General features: G+C 44.7%; 12 protein-coding genes. 2 read left to right on the forward strand and 10 right to left on the reverse strand.

From position 1 onward, the window contains the following. Positions 1-61: 61 nt before the first annotated feature. Entirely contained in the window at positions 62-1,252 is a 1,191-nt protein-coding gene (locus MHI06_RS16990; RefSeq protein WP_340398534.1) for an MFS transporter, read from the reverse strand. A gap of 391 nt (positions 1,253-1,643) precedes the next feature. On the opposite strand from MHI06_RS16990, the gene MHI06_RS16995 reads away from it, so the two are divergent. Both MHI06_RS16995 and MHI06_RS17000 read left to right on the forward strand, forming a co-directional pair. After that, positions 1,644-2,564 carry a helix-turn-helix domain-containing protein gene (locus tag MHI06_RS16995; protein WP_340398535.1) on the forward strand — a complete coding sequence of 307 codons (921 nt, stop codon included), beginning with the start codon at positions 1,644-1,646 and terminating at the stop codon, positions 2,562-2,564. A gap of 49 nt (positions 2,565-2,613) precedes the next feature. After that, on the forward strand, positions 2,614-3,378 hold the full coding sequence (locus MHI06_RS17000) for an HAD family hydrolase (RefSeq protein ID WP_340398536.1): 765 nt from the start codon (positions 2,614-2,616) through the stop codon (positions 3,376-3,378). 35 nt (positions 3,379-3,413) lie between these two features. On the opposite strand, the gene MHI06_RS17005 is transcribed toward MHI06_RS17000, so the two are convergent. The 9 genes from MHI06_RS17005 to pdhA all read right to left on the reverse strand — a co-directional run bounded on the left by MHI06_RS17005 (position 3,414) and on the right by pdhA (position 15,677). Next, positions 3,414-5,753, reverse strand: a complete 2,340-nt coding sequence (locus tag MHI06_RS17005; protein WP_340398537.1) for a DNA topoisomerase 3 — start codon at positions 5,751-5,753, stop codon at positions 3,414-3,416. A gap of 125 nt (positions 5,754-5,878) precedes the next feature. Continuing rightward, complete coding sequence (locus MHI06_RS17010; protein WP_036613667.1) at positions 5,879-6,370, reverse strand: Fur family transcriptional regulator; 492 nt, start codon at positions 6,368-6,370, stop codon at positions 5,879-5,881. Between the two features lie 274 nt (positions 6,371-6,644). Further along, a complete protein-coding gene (locus tag MHI06_RS17015) occupies positions 6,645-8,132 on the reverse strand; it encodes a glutamate synthase subunit beta (RefSeq protein WP_340398538.1) in 1,488 nt (495 codons plus the stop codon). Between the two features lie 616 nt (positions 8,133-8,748). Further along, positions 8,749-9,237: a dihydrofolate reductase gene (locus MHI06_RS17020; RefSeq protein ID WP_062834874.1), complete on the reverse strand. Its 489-nt coding sequence runs from the start codon at positions 9,235-9,237 to the stop codon at positions 8,749-8,751. 50 nt (positions 9,238-9,287) lie between these two features. Next, positions 9,288-10,082: a thymidylate synthase gene (thyA, locus tag MHI06_RS17025; protein ID WP_091020739.1), complete on the reverse strand. Its 795-nt coding sequence runs from the start codon at positions 10,080-10,082 to the stop codon at positions 9,288-9,290. Positions 10,083-10,612: 530 nt separating this feature from the next. Next, the gene (gene lpdA, locus MHI06_RS17030) at positions 10,613-12,028 is read right to left on the reverse strand and encodes a dihydrolipoyl dehydrogenase (protein WP_169481026.1); all 1,416 of its coding nucleotides are present in this window, start codon (positions 12,026-12,028) and stop codon (positions 10,613-10,615) included. Between the two features lie 3 nt (positions 12,029-12,031). Next, complete coding sequence (locus MHI06_RS17035; protein WP_340398539.1) at positions 12,032-13,354, reverse strand: dihydrolipoamide acetyltransferase family protein; 1,323 nt, start codon at positions 13,352-13,354, stop codon at positions 12,032-12,034. A gap of 176 nt (positions 13,355-13,530) precedes the next feature. Next, on the reverse strand, positions 13,531-14,508 hold the full coding sequence (locus tag MHI06_RS17040) for an alpha-ketoacid dehydrogenase subunit beta (RefSeq protein ID WP_017688073.1): 978 nt from the start codon (positions 14,506-14,508) through the stop codon (positions 13,531-13,533). Between the two features lie 101 nt (positions 14,509-14,609). Continuing rightward, positions 14,610-15,677: a pyruvate dehydrogenase (acetyl-transferring) E1 component subunit alpha gene (pdhA, locus tag MHI06_RS17045; protein WP_017688072.1), complete on the reverse strand. Its 1,068-nt coding sequence runs from the start codon at positions 15,675-15,677 to the stop codon at positions 14,610-14,612. Positions 15,678-15,900 lie beyond the last annotated feature (223 nt).

Below are 15,900 nucleotides of genomic sequence, written 5' to 3' on the forward strand. Positions count from 1 at the left end.
GTTTTTCCCTACCACTAGTGTACTCGGAAATGGACATCAATTTCCATGCGAACACCAGCTTCTATTTTAACACAGATTCGAACTCAGGTTTACGACGAAATAATATACCTGCCGCGCCGAAAAGAAGGTACATGATTCCCAGCAACGTAAACATGCTTCCAGGTGAAATCCAGTTGATCATCTGACCGCCCAGATTCGGTCCAATAATACTTCCAATCGTGAAATGAAAGGAAGCCACGACGTTGGCTGCAGGCAGCAATACTTTAGGCAAAATATCTGCGGCATAGGCAAGTCCCAGTGAGAAAAATGAACCGACCAGGCCACCTGCGATCGTTAACAATACAAGTGTCCACCAAAAATGCGTACCTGCGACTGGAACCAGCATGAAGATGATTCCTCCGCTGATGCCCGCAAACATTAACACCTTCTTTCGCCCATATCGGTCACTCAACATACCCAGAGGCAATTGAAGGAACAACCCTCCAATTCCGATAAAAGGAAGCAACGAGGAAATCTGATTGGTATCGAATCCAATACGTAGACCATACACGGGGAAGTTACTATTCATACCCGCCTCCATATATCCGTATAAGAGTGCTGGTAAAAGTGCATACCAAGCCCATGCCAGACTACGACGGAAGCGACGTTCCGGCAGTTGGCCATGCTCTGCTTTTTCCGGCTTCGTATCTGGAAGCTTCATTAATACCAGTATAAGCACTGCGGCAATACATACGAATAACACCCAGAAAGGCACTGCATCACCGAATCCAAGCAGCTTGATGCCCAGCGGACCAATGCTGAATCCCAGACCATAGGACATGCCATATAGCGATATGTAGCGTCCACGCTTTTCAGGTGCAGTAACGAGCAGCACCCAGAGCTGAGCCGCATAATGAAGTGCGCTGTCTCCTATTCCAACGACCAGACGCAAAATGAACCATATTTTAATATCTGGTAAGTACGGAAACAATATTAAAGGGACCATGACCAATATCAGGCCACCCACAATCAGCTTTTTGAACCCGAGTGCTCCCAATAGTCGCTCCGCAACTAAAGTCATGGCAAAAGAGCCAATGTACAACGCGGCGGCGTTTAATCCGTTTAAACCTGGTGAAACTCCTTTTTGCTCCAAAAAAATCGAAAGCACAGGTAGTAGAAGCCCCTGACTAATTCCCGCTACCACAATAACCGTAATCAAAATCAGATAATTGGCTGTCGAGTGTGATAGTTTGGGACGAGTAATCGATGACACGAATTCATTCCTCCTGCGAGCACACAAAGAAAAATCGCCATCGCTGACGACTTTCGTATGGTATACATATGGTTTTGAGCTGCTATTCATGGATCAGGGCTTTGCCCCGGACTTGAACATTATAGTGGACAACGCCCTGTAAAACAAGCCATAATAGAGGTTGTTCAAAAAGTTCACTTTTGATTACGAATCATGCCTAGTGGCATCATCAGCTTCGAAGATGAAATTCAGCCGAAATGTCCGTTGCTCACGTAGTTTTTATACGCTCCGCTACTCCATTTCTATCTTCATTCCATCTTCTTGGTACTGAAAACCAGACTTTTTGAACACGCACTAATCGTACTTAAGTCGCTGCGTACATTTAGATGTGACGGGAGGATTCTGCAACATTATGGCTTATCATGTTAAAATTGATGTTTCACCGATATATGAAATGCTCAACAGCTTTCTGGTTTATGTCACGAAAAAATGGATTCAGCATCTGGATATTGGTCCTGAATGGATTCTGGAAGTGGAAGGTAAACTAAGTTCCAATGTCCGAGCTGCGCTCGCACCTGCTGCCACTTGGCCTTTTGATGATTTTGATGTCTTGTTTGCATGGGCAGCATATCAAAATGATACATCGGAGAATCGTGATTTTCTGGACATGCTTGCCGGAATGACAGCGGAAGACCTATATGCACGGGTCTCTCCTCTTCTGCCTGCTCTTACAATAGAAGAATCTACGCGCATTCGGAACAGTTATGTCCCATTATTGCGACTATGGGATGAACACTACTGTCAGAATATGAGCGAAGATCAGCGTGTGTGGCTTGAAGAAGATGCCGAAGAAAAACGCATTTTGCTTGATAAAATGGGACCTGAACTTCTTATTGAATATGCTACAGCCGGTGTTCTTGTTGAACCGATGCCTGGACTGAACGAAGTCATCCTCTTCCCCACAGTGCACAATCGTCCTATTAATATGTACTGCTTCTATGAGGGTATGATGATCATTCAGTATCCCGTAGATGTCCCCGAAGAGAATGAAGACCAGCCGCCAACATGCCTTTTACGTTTCACCCACGCACTGGCTGATCCCGAAAGACTTCGTCTGCTTCGTTACGTTTCGGATGAACCCAAATCCCTCGCTGAGATGTGTGAAGAATTGGGTAAAGACGAAGACCCGGTCAAAGACCAGGTGATGGCGCTACGTATCGCTGGCCTGCTACGAACTCATTTGCTCGGAAGTAACCGTAAAGAGAAATACAGTATTCGACCGGATGGCGTATCTGAATTGAATATGTTCCTTGAATCTTATATTCGCATATAATTTAGTTGAACCATTGTGGAGTTACTGGCTACAAGGAGTGAGTTAGAACATGAAAATAATGAAGCAACATATTTTGTTTGACCTTGATGATACACTTGTATATTGTAACAAGTATTTTAACCTGATTTTGGGGGAATTCTTCGAGAATATGCAGGAGTGGTTTGATGGACATTCTCTGACAACGCAAGAGATTCGCGAAAAACAGCTGGAGATTGATGTAACTGGAGTGAACAAGCTTGGATTTGCAAGTCATCATTTCCCGCAATCCCTGATTGATACCTATCGTTACTTCTCCGGGAAGTTCACGAGATTAACTTCTCCCAGAGAAGAGTCCTATCTGAGCAAGTTGGGCATGAGTGTGTACGATCAGGAGGTTGAACCCTACCCTCATATGGTTGAAACGCTTGAGAACCTTAAAGTAGCTGGACATTCCCTCTACTTATATACGGGCGGCGAAACCGTGATCCAACAGCGAAAGATTGATCAAATGAAGCTCTCGGCTTATTTTGATGATCGGATCTATATCCGACAACACAAAAACATCGAGGCACTGGAAGGCATTCTGTCTAACGGTCCGTTTGATCGTCGTACAACATGGATGATCGGCAACTCACTACGGACAGACATAATGCCCGCGGTAAAAGCCGGAATTCACAGCATATATATCAAACAACCGAATGAATGGCAATATAACATCGTAGAACTTCAGCCTAATCCGGAAACATCGATGTATACCATCACTGCACTCGAAGAGGTACCGAAGGTCATACACGAAAATATACAACAGCAGCAACAGAAAAGGACCCTTGGTTAAGGGTCCTTTTTCTTTATGTTAACTGTTAACTAAGATCAAGCATCCTGCTTCTCACCAGATAACTTGCCTGTTACTACGTCCTGCAAAATAATACGAGCTTTCACCGTACTTCCGTCTTTTCGTTTGAAAGACAGCACTTGCGTACTCCCCTTCTCAATCAGCGATTTTAACATCGTACTGGTAATTTTTTTGCCCGCATACTCTTTCCAGACCACAAATGAGCAGCCTTCCTTGAAACGAGAACATCCATAGCCCTTCTTGCCCTCTATGATCTGGCCTGTGCATCCGGGAGAAGGACAAGGTGCCAGTAACTCTCTCACTCCGGATGGACTCGCAGTTGAGGATGGCGCCTTGGTTATCGCACTTTTCCTACTGCCAGATCTGGACGAAGATACCGAAGTCTGACGGGACGTTTTTACACTTGAACCGCTACCAGCTGTCTTGGCAGATGTCCTCGTATTGCCAGCCTGGGTTCTGGCTCCCTTGCCTTTTCCCCTACCTGCACGCGAATCTTCTCCAAAAGCATCTGCTGGAGCCGGAGCTTGTACACGCACTTTCTCAATGATGGACAAGGTGAATTTCTTGACGTTCTCCATGAACTTGTCCTGACCCGCCTCACCTTTGGAAATCTGATATAACCTTCTTTCCCATTGTCCGGTCATCTCAGGTGAAGTTAACAGATCTACGCCCGCGCGGCGAATCAATTCAATCGCGGTTCTGCCTTTGAGCGTTAACTGCATTTTCTTCCCTAGCAGCGTAATGTAACCTACGTTTTTGAGGCGTTCAATCGTAGCCGCACGTGTAGCCGGAGTACCCAGACCACTATCTTTCATTGCATCTCGCAGCTCTTCATTCTCGATCTGCTTGCCTGCACTTTCCATCGCTTTCAGCAATGTTCCTTCGGTATAACTTTTGGGAGGCTGGGTCGCCTTCTCCTTGAACTCACTCTTCGTACATTGAACAGGCAGGTCAGGTTGTACAGCAAAAGCCTTGTCCGTCCACTCTTCAGCTTCCTCATCCTCATTGCCGTTTTTCTTGGTCTTCTTCTTGCCTGCACCGCCCTGTTCCTGATCTCCAGAACCGAGGACCACTTTCCATCCGAGGGACAACAGCTCTTTGACAGATGTCTTAAACTGATGTTTCTCCACTTCGGTGAGCACCGTATGCTGTTTATACTCCGCCGGAGAATAAAAGTGGGACAAGAACCGTCTTACAATCAAGTCATAAATGTTCTGTTCATCCTTGGATAAGGTACCCGGTCGCTTCAATGTAGGCAAGATCGCATGGTGATCTTCAACCCTGCTCGGATTACATACCCCTTTATTATTCTTATGAACAAGCTCCGGCTTGGCCCCTTGCGCAAGCTCACTATAGGTACCGTTCTTGAGCAGGTTCAGCGTTTTGTGCATACCTTCGATATTCTGTTCTGTAACATAGTTGGAGTTCGTCCGCGGATACGAAATTACCTTGTGTCTTTCATACAAGGCCTGCGCAATATCCAGTGTTTTTTTGGCACCGTATCCGAACTTGGCATTGGCCTCACGCTGTAGTAGGGTCAGGTCGTACAAACGATACGGATACTCCTTCGTCTGCTTTGCTTCGTATTTAGTGATCTGTCCTGTCTTGCCCTTCACACTGGCTGCAATGGCCTCTGCTGCCTCGGCATCGGTCAGCTTGTCGCCTTGACGCAGCCCCCGATACTCGACACCTTCCTGCCGAAACCAGGCGGCCACTTCATAAAAGGTCTGCGACTGGAATGCTTCAATCTCGATTTCCCGATCATAGATTAGCGCCAGTACTGGCGTCTGCACACGGCCTACAGACAACAATGCATTATGGCGGGTTGTAAACGCCCGTGAGGCATTCATACCGATCAGCCAATCGGCTTCACTTCTGGCGCGAGCTGCATGGGTTAAATTTTCAAATTCAGAGGCATCCTTCAGACCATCAAAACCACGTCTAATGCTCTCTGCTGTCAAATCCGATATCCATAGACGCTTTACAGGCTGGCGCAGCTTCAGTTGCTGTTGAATGAGGGCGAAGATGTACTGCCCTTCTCTCCCTGCATCGCAAGCATTAACGATCGCTGAAGCCCGTTTTGCCAGTTCTCCAATCATTTTGAGCTGATCTTTCGTTCTTGGATTGGGTACAATCTTGAACTGATCGGGTATGATCGGCAGGTCCGCTATGTTCCAGCGTTTGTACTTCGTATCATAGGCATCCGGTTCAGCCAGTCCAAGCAAATGCCCAATCGCCCAAGTGATGATGTAATGCTCACCCTCCAGATACGTGCGATTGTTCTTGGCCTTTGGTTCTATGACGGCGGCAATGGTTCGACCCATGTCGGGTTTTTCCGCTATAACCAGTGTCTTCATCCGTCCATCTCTCCTCCTTCACCGTCCGCATGACGGCAAAAAGGGGCCTTCCGTCGACGGAAGCCCCTTGCTTCTGATACTCATTATATCAGATTTTGAATTCGGGAGCACCCTCCCGAAATGAATTATCCTGCTGCCTGTTCTTTCAGTACATGCTTTTGTCTGCACTCTTTGCATACACCTTGGAAATCCAGACGATGGTCTGTAACTGCAAAGCCATACTGACGCTCAATTTGTTGTTCCAAACGAAGCAGCCCATCTTCCATAATCTCTTCTACTTTGCCACATTCTGTACAGATCAAGTGATGGTGGTGATGGGAACCATCCGTACTTCGCAGATCGAAACGCGCAGCACCGTCGCCAAAGTTAATCTTTTCAACGACCTGAAGGTCACTCAGCAGTTCGAGAGTTCGGTATACGGTAGCCAATCCAATCTCAGGGAACTGCTCCTTAACCAGCAGGAATACTTCCTCTGCGCTAAAATGATCCTTCTCATGTTCAAGCAGAACACGTACAGTAACTTCTCGTTGTTGTGTTAACTTATATCCTTTTTCAACCAATTGATTTTTAATGTGAAATATCTGTTCTGAAATGGACTTGTCCCGGTTACTTGCCATAGCAGGTCGCACCTCCGGTTTATATTCATTAGATTTTACTTTTATCGTACTGATTGTTGGTTTCAGTGAATCCTTATTTATAATCATTATAATATAATAATAAATCTTTATCACTCAAAAAGCAATGCTATTGCTCACACTTGCGTGAAAGATGTAGTCTTTTCTATTCAAAAGACAACAAACAACCCCCGCTGAACGCGAGGGTTGTCATTTATATCTAATCTATACTTTTACTTGTTTAGTATTCATGTAAATCCGTTCTTGTTGTAGAACGTTACACCAGAACCGTAGCACCCATCAAGTATTTGTCCACTTCACGAGCAGCCTCACGGCCTTCATTAATCGCCCATACAACCAAGCTTTGACCACGACGCATGTCACCTGCTGCAAATACTTTATCCACATTGGTATTGTATTTGCCATAACGTGCCTTAACGTTCGTGCGACGATCTGTTGCAAGTCCCAGTTGCTCTACCAACGTTTGTTCCGGTCCATCAAAACCAATCGCAATCATGGCCATTTGAGCCGGGAATACACGCTCTGTACCTGGAATCGGCTGATAAATCTTGCGACCTGTCTCATCCACAATACGCTCGATCTGCACCGTATGCAATTCTTTGAGGTTACCTTCATCGTCTCCGACAAATTTAGTTGTCATGATTGAGAATTCACGTGGATCTTGACCAAACATCGCTTTGGCTTCCTCTTGTGCATAATCAAGTGTATACACATTCGGGAATTGCGGCCAAGGGTTGTTAATGCGATCACGTTCCATCGGCGCTTGTGTATGTGTACCGAATTGTGTAACAGTACGACAACCATGACGCAGCGATGTAGCTACACAGTCAGATCCTGTATCACCGCCACCAATGACGATAATGTCTTTTTCCTTAGCGGACAGATATTGGCCGTCTTCCAGATTGGAGTCCAGATAGCTCTTAATGCTGCCGTTCAGGAAATCCATGGCGTAATGAACGCCTTTCAAGTCGCTACCTTCAATGTTGAATTCACGTGGTTTAGTTGCACCACCGCACAATACAACAGCGTCATAATCATCTACCAGTTGTTGTGCTGCAATATCTTTACCGATCTCGGTGTTCGTGATGAATTGGACACCTTCTGCTTCAAGCAGATCAACACGACGTTGAACTACATTTTTATCCAATTTCATCGTCGGGATACCATACATCAGCAATCCACCGACACGGTCCGAACGCTCATACACGGTTACCGAGTGTCCTGCTTTATTCAACTGAGCCGCAGTAGCCAATCCCGCTGGACCTGAGCCTACGACAGCTACACGTTTACCCGTACGTTTTTCAGGAGGTTGGGGAACCACCCATCCTTCTTCGAAACCTTTTTCAATAATAGCTTCTTCAATGGTTTTGATGGTTACAGGCTGACCGATTAAGCCAACTGTACATGATCCTTCACAAGGAGCAGGACAGACGCGACCTGTAAATTCCGGGAAATTATTCGTTTTGTGGAGGCGCTCAAGTGCTTCTCTCCAAAGTCCGCGATATACAAGATTATTCCATTCTGGAATCAGGTTATGCACGGGGCAACCTGACGTGCCGCCAATCATATCTATACCTGTATGGCAATACGGGGTACCACAATCCATGCATCGTGCACCTTGTGTTCTGAGCTCTTCTTCTGCCATATGTTTATGAAACTCTTCCCAATCTTTAATCCGTTCCGCTGGCTCTCGATCCGCTGGCAGTTGACGTTTGTATTCCATAAATCCAGTAGGTGTAGACATCTTACGTTTTCCCCCATCCGTTCTTGTCTTAATCCCTTCATGTGCATGGTTCTATATGAAATGGATTACTCATTACTTGAGTTTTTGTCTATTGTATCACAAAATCTTCTCGAAGATATTTCAATTATAGTAGCATTTCCTGTGCTGAATATTAAATGGATTATCCGCATAATTATTTGTATTTTATACATCATATCTTTCAAGTCTACCTATGGTCAATACCCTTATTTTGGTGTTAATTACGATTTTGAACTGCGAAATTTGGTGTTTGATAGAGAGACAAAAGGTCGAAACGTTATGTAAATGTCAGATAATTTGTCATCAAACTCAACATATTTTGCTATAAATCGTTCTCATTTCCGAATATTAGCCCTGTTTTAGGACTTCACAACGTTAAAACCTCAAAACTTTTACACTTTTTTACTCTTATATGCTAGGTCGTATGTATAATATACATACGCATCATTTATTCATGTTATATTAATGTAATATGCGTTCTACTCTAAACAAGTGACTCATTTTTTTTATAAAGAAAAGACGCTGTTCACGAATAATTCGCAATCAGCGCCTCTCATCATACAAGTACGAACGAAGTCAGGATATTTTTATACAATATTTACCGTTTACGTTCATAAAATTCGAATGTATACGCGTGAACATTTTTCTCATCCTGCTCGCCTTCAATCTGTTCAATCAGTTCCCATTCCGACCAGTCCACTTCAGGGAAAAAGGTATCTCCCTCAAAATTCTCATGAATTTTGGTCACCACAAGACGGTCTGCAAGTGGCAAGAACTCACGATACACTTGGGAACCCCCAATTACGCACAGTTCCTCACCTTTGGTTACGCTCAAACCCTCTTCAATCGTATGCACAATCTCAGCTTGTTGCACTTTGTAGTTCAAATCTCTTGTCACTACAATATTACGGCGCTGAGGAAGCGGCTTACCACCAAAAGATTCCCATGTGTTACGTCCCATGATAATCGTTTTGTTCAGCGTACGTTGTTTAAAAAAGGCCATATCCTTGGGTAGACGCCATGGAATCGAATTGTTTAATCCGATCACACCGTTCTCCCCCATTGCCCACACAAGTTCAATACTCAAGGGTAATACACTCCTTCAATCCAAGTCTCTTGTCGAGATTGAACACATAATTAGACTGCAATTGGAGCTTTAATGCCTGGATGATGCTGATAGTTCTCAAATTCGAAGTCTTCAAACTTATAATCGAAAATAGAATCTGGTTTACGCTTGATTACCAGCTTAGGTAAAGCATAGGGTTCACGCTCCAGCTGTGTTTTAACCTGGTCCACATGGTTAGAGTAGATGTGAACATCCCCTCCAGACCAGATGAAATCACCCACTTCAAGATCACATTGCTGCGCAATCATATGAGTCAAGAGCGCATAACTAGCGATGTTAAACGGCAACCCGAGGAACGTATCCACGGAACGCATCGTTAGCATACACGATAACTTACCCTCTGCAACGTAAAACTGAAACGCGAAATGACAAGGCGGAAGCTTCATATGATTAATCTCCGCCACATTCCATGCGCTAACAAGATGGCGGCGTGAATCCGGATTGTTTTTGATCGAATCAATTACTGCGGATATCTGATCAATTTTCTCTCCGTTCGGTGCTTCCCATGTGCGCCACTGCGAGCCGTATACTGGTCCGAGATCCCCATTTTCATCAGCCCAGTCGTCCCAGATCTTCACACCGTTTTCTTTCAAATAAGATATATTGGTATCGCCACTCAAAAACCATAACAGTTCATGAATAACCGATTTGAGATGAATTCGTTTGGTTGTTACTAACGGAAATCCTTCGGAGAGATCATAACGGAGCTGTCTGCCGAATACGGATTGTGTTCCTGTTCCGGTACGGTCTCCTTTATGCACGCCGTTGTTCAGAATATCCTGTAATAAATCAAGATAGTTTTTCATGTTGATATCCCCTCACTGTTATACTACTCCAGAATAGAATTGGCTCGTATATCAATTGAACTAAAACCATGTACACTTGCCCACTCCGATGACCGAACAACCTTCCGATCGCTGTTATCCCCTGATTTTTTCGATTCCCTTTTTCAAAGGGAAAAATCCGGTGATAAAGGCGAAGCGTATGCTTCCGATGCAGCTTTCCTTCAGAAAGCTTTTAGCTCCGCTTCTTCAGGTTCTTTCTGTCCTCTACGTTCTCGTGTAAAAGATTAGTTTAACTTCAATACTAATTGCATAGACCATGATTAGCTTGGAAGCCACATCATGACTGATCATTACAACAGTGTACCACAATTGAGTTGTTGGATAAAATCAATTCAATGAAACTTTTAAGCATGTAACTTTTCATCATATCATACACACTAGTATCTTTATTTCTCGGCTTTTGCTCAGAAAAAGAGACGAATAACGCGTTAACGTCATTCGTCTCTTCTGATATACGTATAATACCGGACGGATCCGAAGCTTAGATGATCTTAACGGGAGATGATGTGGATCGGGTGACCCATTACCAATTCCGCAGCTTCCATCACGATTTCGCCCAATGTTGGGTGAGCGTGAATTGTAAGAGCCAGATCTTCCAAAGTAGCGCCCATCTCGATTGCCAAACCAAGCTCAGCAATCAAGTTAGAAGCTTCCAGACCTACGATTTGGCAACCCAATACGAGGCCGCTTTCTTCGTCAGCTACGATTTTCACGAAGCCTTCAGCATGGTTCAAAGATACAGCACGGCCGTTACCCGCATAAGGGAATTTGCCTGCTTTTACTTTGTGACCTTTTTCTTTAGCTTCTTTTTCAGTGTAACCTACGCTGGAACACTCTGGATCTGTGAAGACAACAGCTGGCATACATTTGTAGTCAACTACAGATGGTTGTCCTGCGATTGCTTCAGCAGCCACTTTACCTTCATAAGAAGCTTTGTGTGCCAAAGCCAGACCAGATACGATATCACCAATTGCGAAGATTTGCGGGATGCTAGTACGGCCTTGGTGGTCAACTTTAACGAAACCACGCTCGTCAACGTCTACGCCAATCAGGTCCAGACCAAGCTCACCATCTGTATTTGGACGACGGCCAACAGTAACGAGCAGATAATCTGCAGTTACTTCTTTGGATTCACCATTTACAGAGTATTTAACAGTTACATCTTTATCCGTTTGCTCAGCACTTTCAGCTTTTGCACCCGTTACGATTTCGATGCCTGTTTTCTTCATGTTTTTAGCCACGAGGCTAGTCATGTCTTTATCGAAACCTGGCAGTACTGTATCCAAACCTTCGATGATTGTTACTTTTGCACCGAATTTGGAGTACATTTGGCCAAGCTCAGCACCAATATATCCGCCACCGATAACGATCATGCTTTTTGGTACTTCAGGCAAGTTCAAAGCTTCTGTCGAAGACAGAATGCGTCCGCCAAACGGGAAAGGTTTCAGTTCGATTGGACGGGAACCTGTTGCAATGATTGCATTTTTGAAACGGTAACGCGGAGATTCGTGATCGTTGAATACACGCGCTTCGTTTTCGTTGATGAACATGCACTCACCGTTGAAAACTTCTACTTTGTTGCCTTTGAGCAAACCAGCTACACCGCCAGTCATTTTCTTAACAACGCCGTTTTTGAATTCTTGAGTTTTGCTGAAGTCCACTTTTACGTTCTCAGCAGAGATACCAAAAGCTTCACCGTGAAGTGCAGACTCATATTGGTGTGCAGCCGAGATCAGGGCTTTGGATGGAATACATCCGCGGTTCAAACAAACGCCGCCCAGTTCGGATTTGTCTACGATCAATACGCTTTGGCCCAATTGAGCAGCACGGATGGCAGCTACATAGCCACCAGGTCCTGCACCAATTACTAATGTGTCGATATCGAGAGAAGCGTCGCCTACTACCATATCTTACACCTCCATAACAAGCAGCTCAGGGTTAGCGAGCAGCTGTTTAATGTAATTCATAAAGTTTTGTGCTGTTGCGCCATCGATGATACGGTGGTCAAAGCTCAGGGAAAGAGCCATTACAGGTGCTGCAACTACTTCGCCGTTTTTGATCACAGCTTTTTCGCTGATGCGTCCTGTTCCGAGAATAGCAACTTCAGGGAAGTTGATGATTGGAGTGAAGAACATACCGCCAGCAGAACCGATGTTACTGATGGAGATTGTGCTTCCTCTCATTTCGTTTGCGCTCAATTTGCCGTCGCGGCCACGAGCTGCCAGATCACGGATAGAATCAGCGATCATCCAGATGGATTTACGATCAGCATCTTTGATAACAGGAACGATCAAGCCGTTGTCTGTATCTGTAGCGATACCGATGTTGTAGTATTTTTTGTAAACAATTTCGTTAGCTTCTTCATCAATCATAGCGTTCAGAGCCGGGAATTGGCGGGAAGCCGCAACCAGCGCTTTAACGATGAATGGAAGATAAGTAACTTTTGTTCCTTTTTTCTCTGCGATTGGTTTCATACGAGTACGGAAAGCAACCAACTCCGTTACGTCAACTTCGTCCATGATTGTAACGTGAGGTGCTGTGTAAGCCGATTTAACCATTGCATTAGAGATCGCTTTACGGATACCTTTGAATGGTACGCGCTCTTCTTCAACGTGTTGATCAGCTGCAACAGCTGCTGGTGCTGCAGATTTTTTCTCTTCTTGAGCCGGAGCTTCGGAAGATGCTGCTGCGGAAGAACCGCCACCGTTTTTGAAGGATTCAACATCTTCTTTGGTTACTTTACCGTTGTTGCCAGTGCCGTTAACCTGAGCGATGTCTACACCTTGTTCGCGAGCAAACTTGCGCACGCTTGGTGTTGCCAGAACGTCTTTGGCAGGTACTGCCGGAACGCTGTTGTTGCCGCCTTCTTTAGCTGCATCCGGGCTGGAAGCTGCTGCGGAAGAACCACTTGTGTCAGCTCCGCCTTGAGCTGCATCTTTCTCTTGCTCGCCTTGATCGCCAGCAGGAGCGTCGTCTTGCTCAGGAAGTTCGCCTTCTGCATCGATGATAGCTACAACTTCACCAACGTGGCAGATTTGACCGTCTTTAGCGAATACTTCTGTAACTGTTCCGTTAACCGGACAAGGTACTTCAACAACCGCTTTGTCGTTCTGTACTTCCATGATGATATCGTCGTCAGTTACTTTGTCACCGACTTTGATATGCATCTTGATGATTTCGCCTTCGTGTAGGCCTTCGCCCAATTCAGGGAATTTATATTCAAATTTAGCCAACTGAAAAACCTCCTTGATTATGTGCTCAATCCTGAAAACAACCCTTAACTCCAAGAAACAACTGTTACTGCTAATGCAAATAACTGTTACTCAAGGGGCTAATGGCTGTTTACAGTGCAGCTTGCGCCGCGGTGTGAATCACCATACTGCGCCTTGCGGCATGTCAGATGATTAAATTAGAAATTTACGACTTTGTTAACCGCAGCAACGATACGCGCTGGGTTAGGCAGCCAAGAATCTTCGATTTGTGCAAAAGGATATACAGTATCCGGACCAGCTACACGCAGAACCGGTGCTTCCAAGTGCAGGATTGCTTTTTCATTGATTTGGGCAATGACTTCAGCTGCAACACCTGCGCTCTTTTGAGCTTCCTGTACAACAATTGCACGGTTTGTTTTCTTAATAGAAGCAACGATGGTATCGATGTCGATCGGGCTAACCGTACGAAGGTCGATAACTTCAACTTTGATTCCTTGTTTTTCGAGTTCATCTGCTGCTTTCACAGAAGTGTGAACCATCATACCGTAAGTAATGATCGTTACATCAGAACCTTCACGAACAACGTTCGCTTTGCCCAACTCAACAACGTAATCTTCTTCAGGCACTTCTGCACGGAAAGCATGGTACAAGTTCAAGTGCTCCATGAAGAATACAGGATCGTTATCGCGAATAGAAGCGATCATCAGACCTTTTGCATCGTAAGGGTTAGAAGGAACAACTACTTTGATACCTGGTGTTTGCGTAAGCAGACCTTCCAGGGAATCTGTATGCAATTCTGCCGCTTTTACACCGCCACCGAATGGTGTACGGAATACGATTGGAGAATTGTATTTTCCACCGGAGCGGAAACGCATACGAGCAGCTTGTACTACCATTTGGTCAAGGGCTTCGAAGATAAAACCAACGAATTGGATCTCAGCAACCGGACGGAAGCCTTGTACACCCAAACCTACAGCCAGACCACCAATAGCGGACTCAGCCAATGGTGTATCAAATACACGCTCTTCGCCAAACTCTTTTTGCAGACCTTCCGTTACACGGAAAACGCCGCCTACATTACCTACGTCTTCACCGAAAAGCAGAACGTTAGGATCACGTTTCAACTCCACGCGAAGCGCATCACGGATTGCTTCTTTCATGTTCATTTGTGCCATTTGCTTCATTTCCTCCTTAAACATTGACAGTTCACATTTGAATTCGTACATGTATACCGGGACATTAAAGTCGCGGATGTTTATGCTTTATCGGAAAAAACTTATTGGAAATCAGCTTTTTGCTCTTCCAAGTGCTTAGGCGTTTGTTCGAACATGCTGTCGATCAAGCCTGAAATCGTCATTTTCTCGGTTTTTTCCGCTTTTTTGATCTCTTCATTTACTTTAGCTTTTGCTTCTTCTTTCACACGTGCTGTATCTTCTTCAGTCCACAGACCTTTTTTCTCCAGATATTTAGCGAAACGTGCGATAGGATCTTTAGCAGACCATTCTGCCTCTTCTTCTTTTGTACGATACTTGGAAGCATCATCCGAAAGGGAGTGAGGACGGAAACGGTATGTTACTGCTTCGATCAATGTTGCGCCTTCTCCGTTACGTCCACGCTCAGCAGCTTCCTGAACAGCTTTGATAACAGCGAAGATGTCCATACCGTCAACTTTGACACCTTTGATGCCTGCTGCTACCGCTTTGTGAGCGATGGACAGAGCTGCTGTTTGTTTAGCAAAAGGAGTTGTGATGGCATAACCATTGTTTTGTACGAAGAAGATAACAGGCAATTTGTATACACCAGCATAGTTCAGACCTTCATAGAAGTCACCTTCAGAAGAACCGCCATCACCTGTGTATGTGATAACAACTTGTTTTTGTTTCTTCAATTTGTAACCCATTGCGATACCCATTGCGTGCAGGATTTGTGCACCAATGATGATTTGTGGCATCAATACATTAACGCCATCTGGAATTTGTCCACCATGTTGGTGTCCACGGGAGTACAAGAATGCTTGATAAAGAGGAAGTCCATGCCATACGAGTTGCGGAATGTCACGATAGCCAGGACATACAAAGTCTTCTTTTTCAATTGCAAATTCACTACCAACCATTGTAGCTTCTTGACCAGATACTGGAGCATAGAAACCAAGACGACCTTGACGGCCCAGGTTTACTGCACGGTCATCCCAAGTACGGGTAAATACCATGCGGTACATAATTTCTTTTAATTGATCATCGGAAAGTGTAGGCATCATGTCTTTGTTAACAATTTCGCCGTCAGGAGACAGCACGGACAGAGCTTCTACATCCTCTGTATACACTTCATAAGGAACCTTGCTCATTTTTTTCTTCACCTCAACAAAAAATTTGAATATCAAGTTCCGCTGTTATAATATTATTATACACCTGTTTCACTCCATACGTCAAAGAAATCCGTAATTTTTTTATGTTTCCTGCCGGATTGTATGTATAACAGGGGTTTAATATTGGTATAACAGCATAATACATGATTGCGTGTTTGACCTAACCCCGCACAAGGGTAATCTTACCGTATTGCGCGGTCGA

The organism is Paenibacillus sp. FSL H8-0079, assembly GCF_037991315.1.
Taxonomy (GTDB): domain Bacteria; phylum Bacillota; class Bacilli; order Paenibacillales; family Paenibacillaceae; genus Paenibacillus.

Excerpts from the sequence above, each read along its gene's own strand:
- MHI06_RS16995 (WP_340398535.1), top strand. The coding sequence starts at position 1,644 with ATGGCTTATCATGTTAAAATTGATGTTTCACCGATATATGAAATGCTC.
- MHI06_RS17000 (WP_340398536.1), top strand. The coding sequence starts at position 2,614 with ATGAAAATAATGAAGCAACATATTTTGTTTGACCTTGATGATACACTT.
- MHI06_RS17005 (WP_340398537.1), bottom strand. The coding sequence starts at position 5,753 with ATGAAGACACTGGTTATAGCGGAAAAACCCGACATGGGTCGAACCATT.
- MHI06_RS17010 (WP_036613667.1), bottom strand. The coding sequence starts at position 6,370 with ATGGCAAGTAACCGGGACAAGTCCATTTCAGAACAGATATTTCACATT.
- MHI06_RS17015 (WP_340398538.1), bottom strand. The coding sequence starts at position 8,132 with ATGTCTACACCTACTGGATTTATGGAATACAAACGTCAACTGCCAGCG.
- thyA (WP_091020739.1), bottom strand. The coding sequence starts at position 10,082 with ATGAAAAACTATCTTGATTTATTACAGGATATTCTGAACAACGGCGTG.
- lpdA (WP_169481026.1), bottom strand. The coding sequence starts at position 12,028 with ATGGTAGTAGGCGACGCTTCTCTCGATATCGACACATTAGTAATTGGT.
- MHI06_RS17040 (WP_017688073.1), bottom strand. The coding sequence starts at position 14,508 with ATGGCACAAATGAACATGAAAGAAGCAATCCGTGATGCGCTTCGCGTG.
- pdhA (WP_017688072.1), bottom strand. The coding sequence starts at position 15,677 with ATGAGCAAGGTTCCTTATGAAGTGTATACAGAGGATGTAGAAGCTCTG.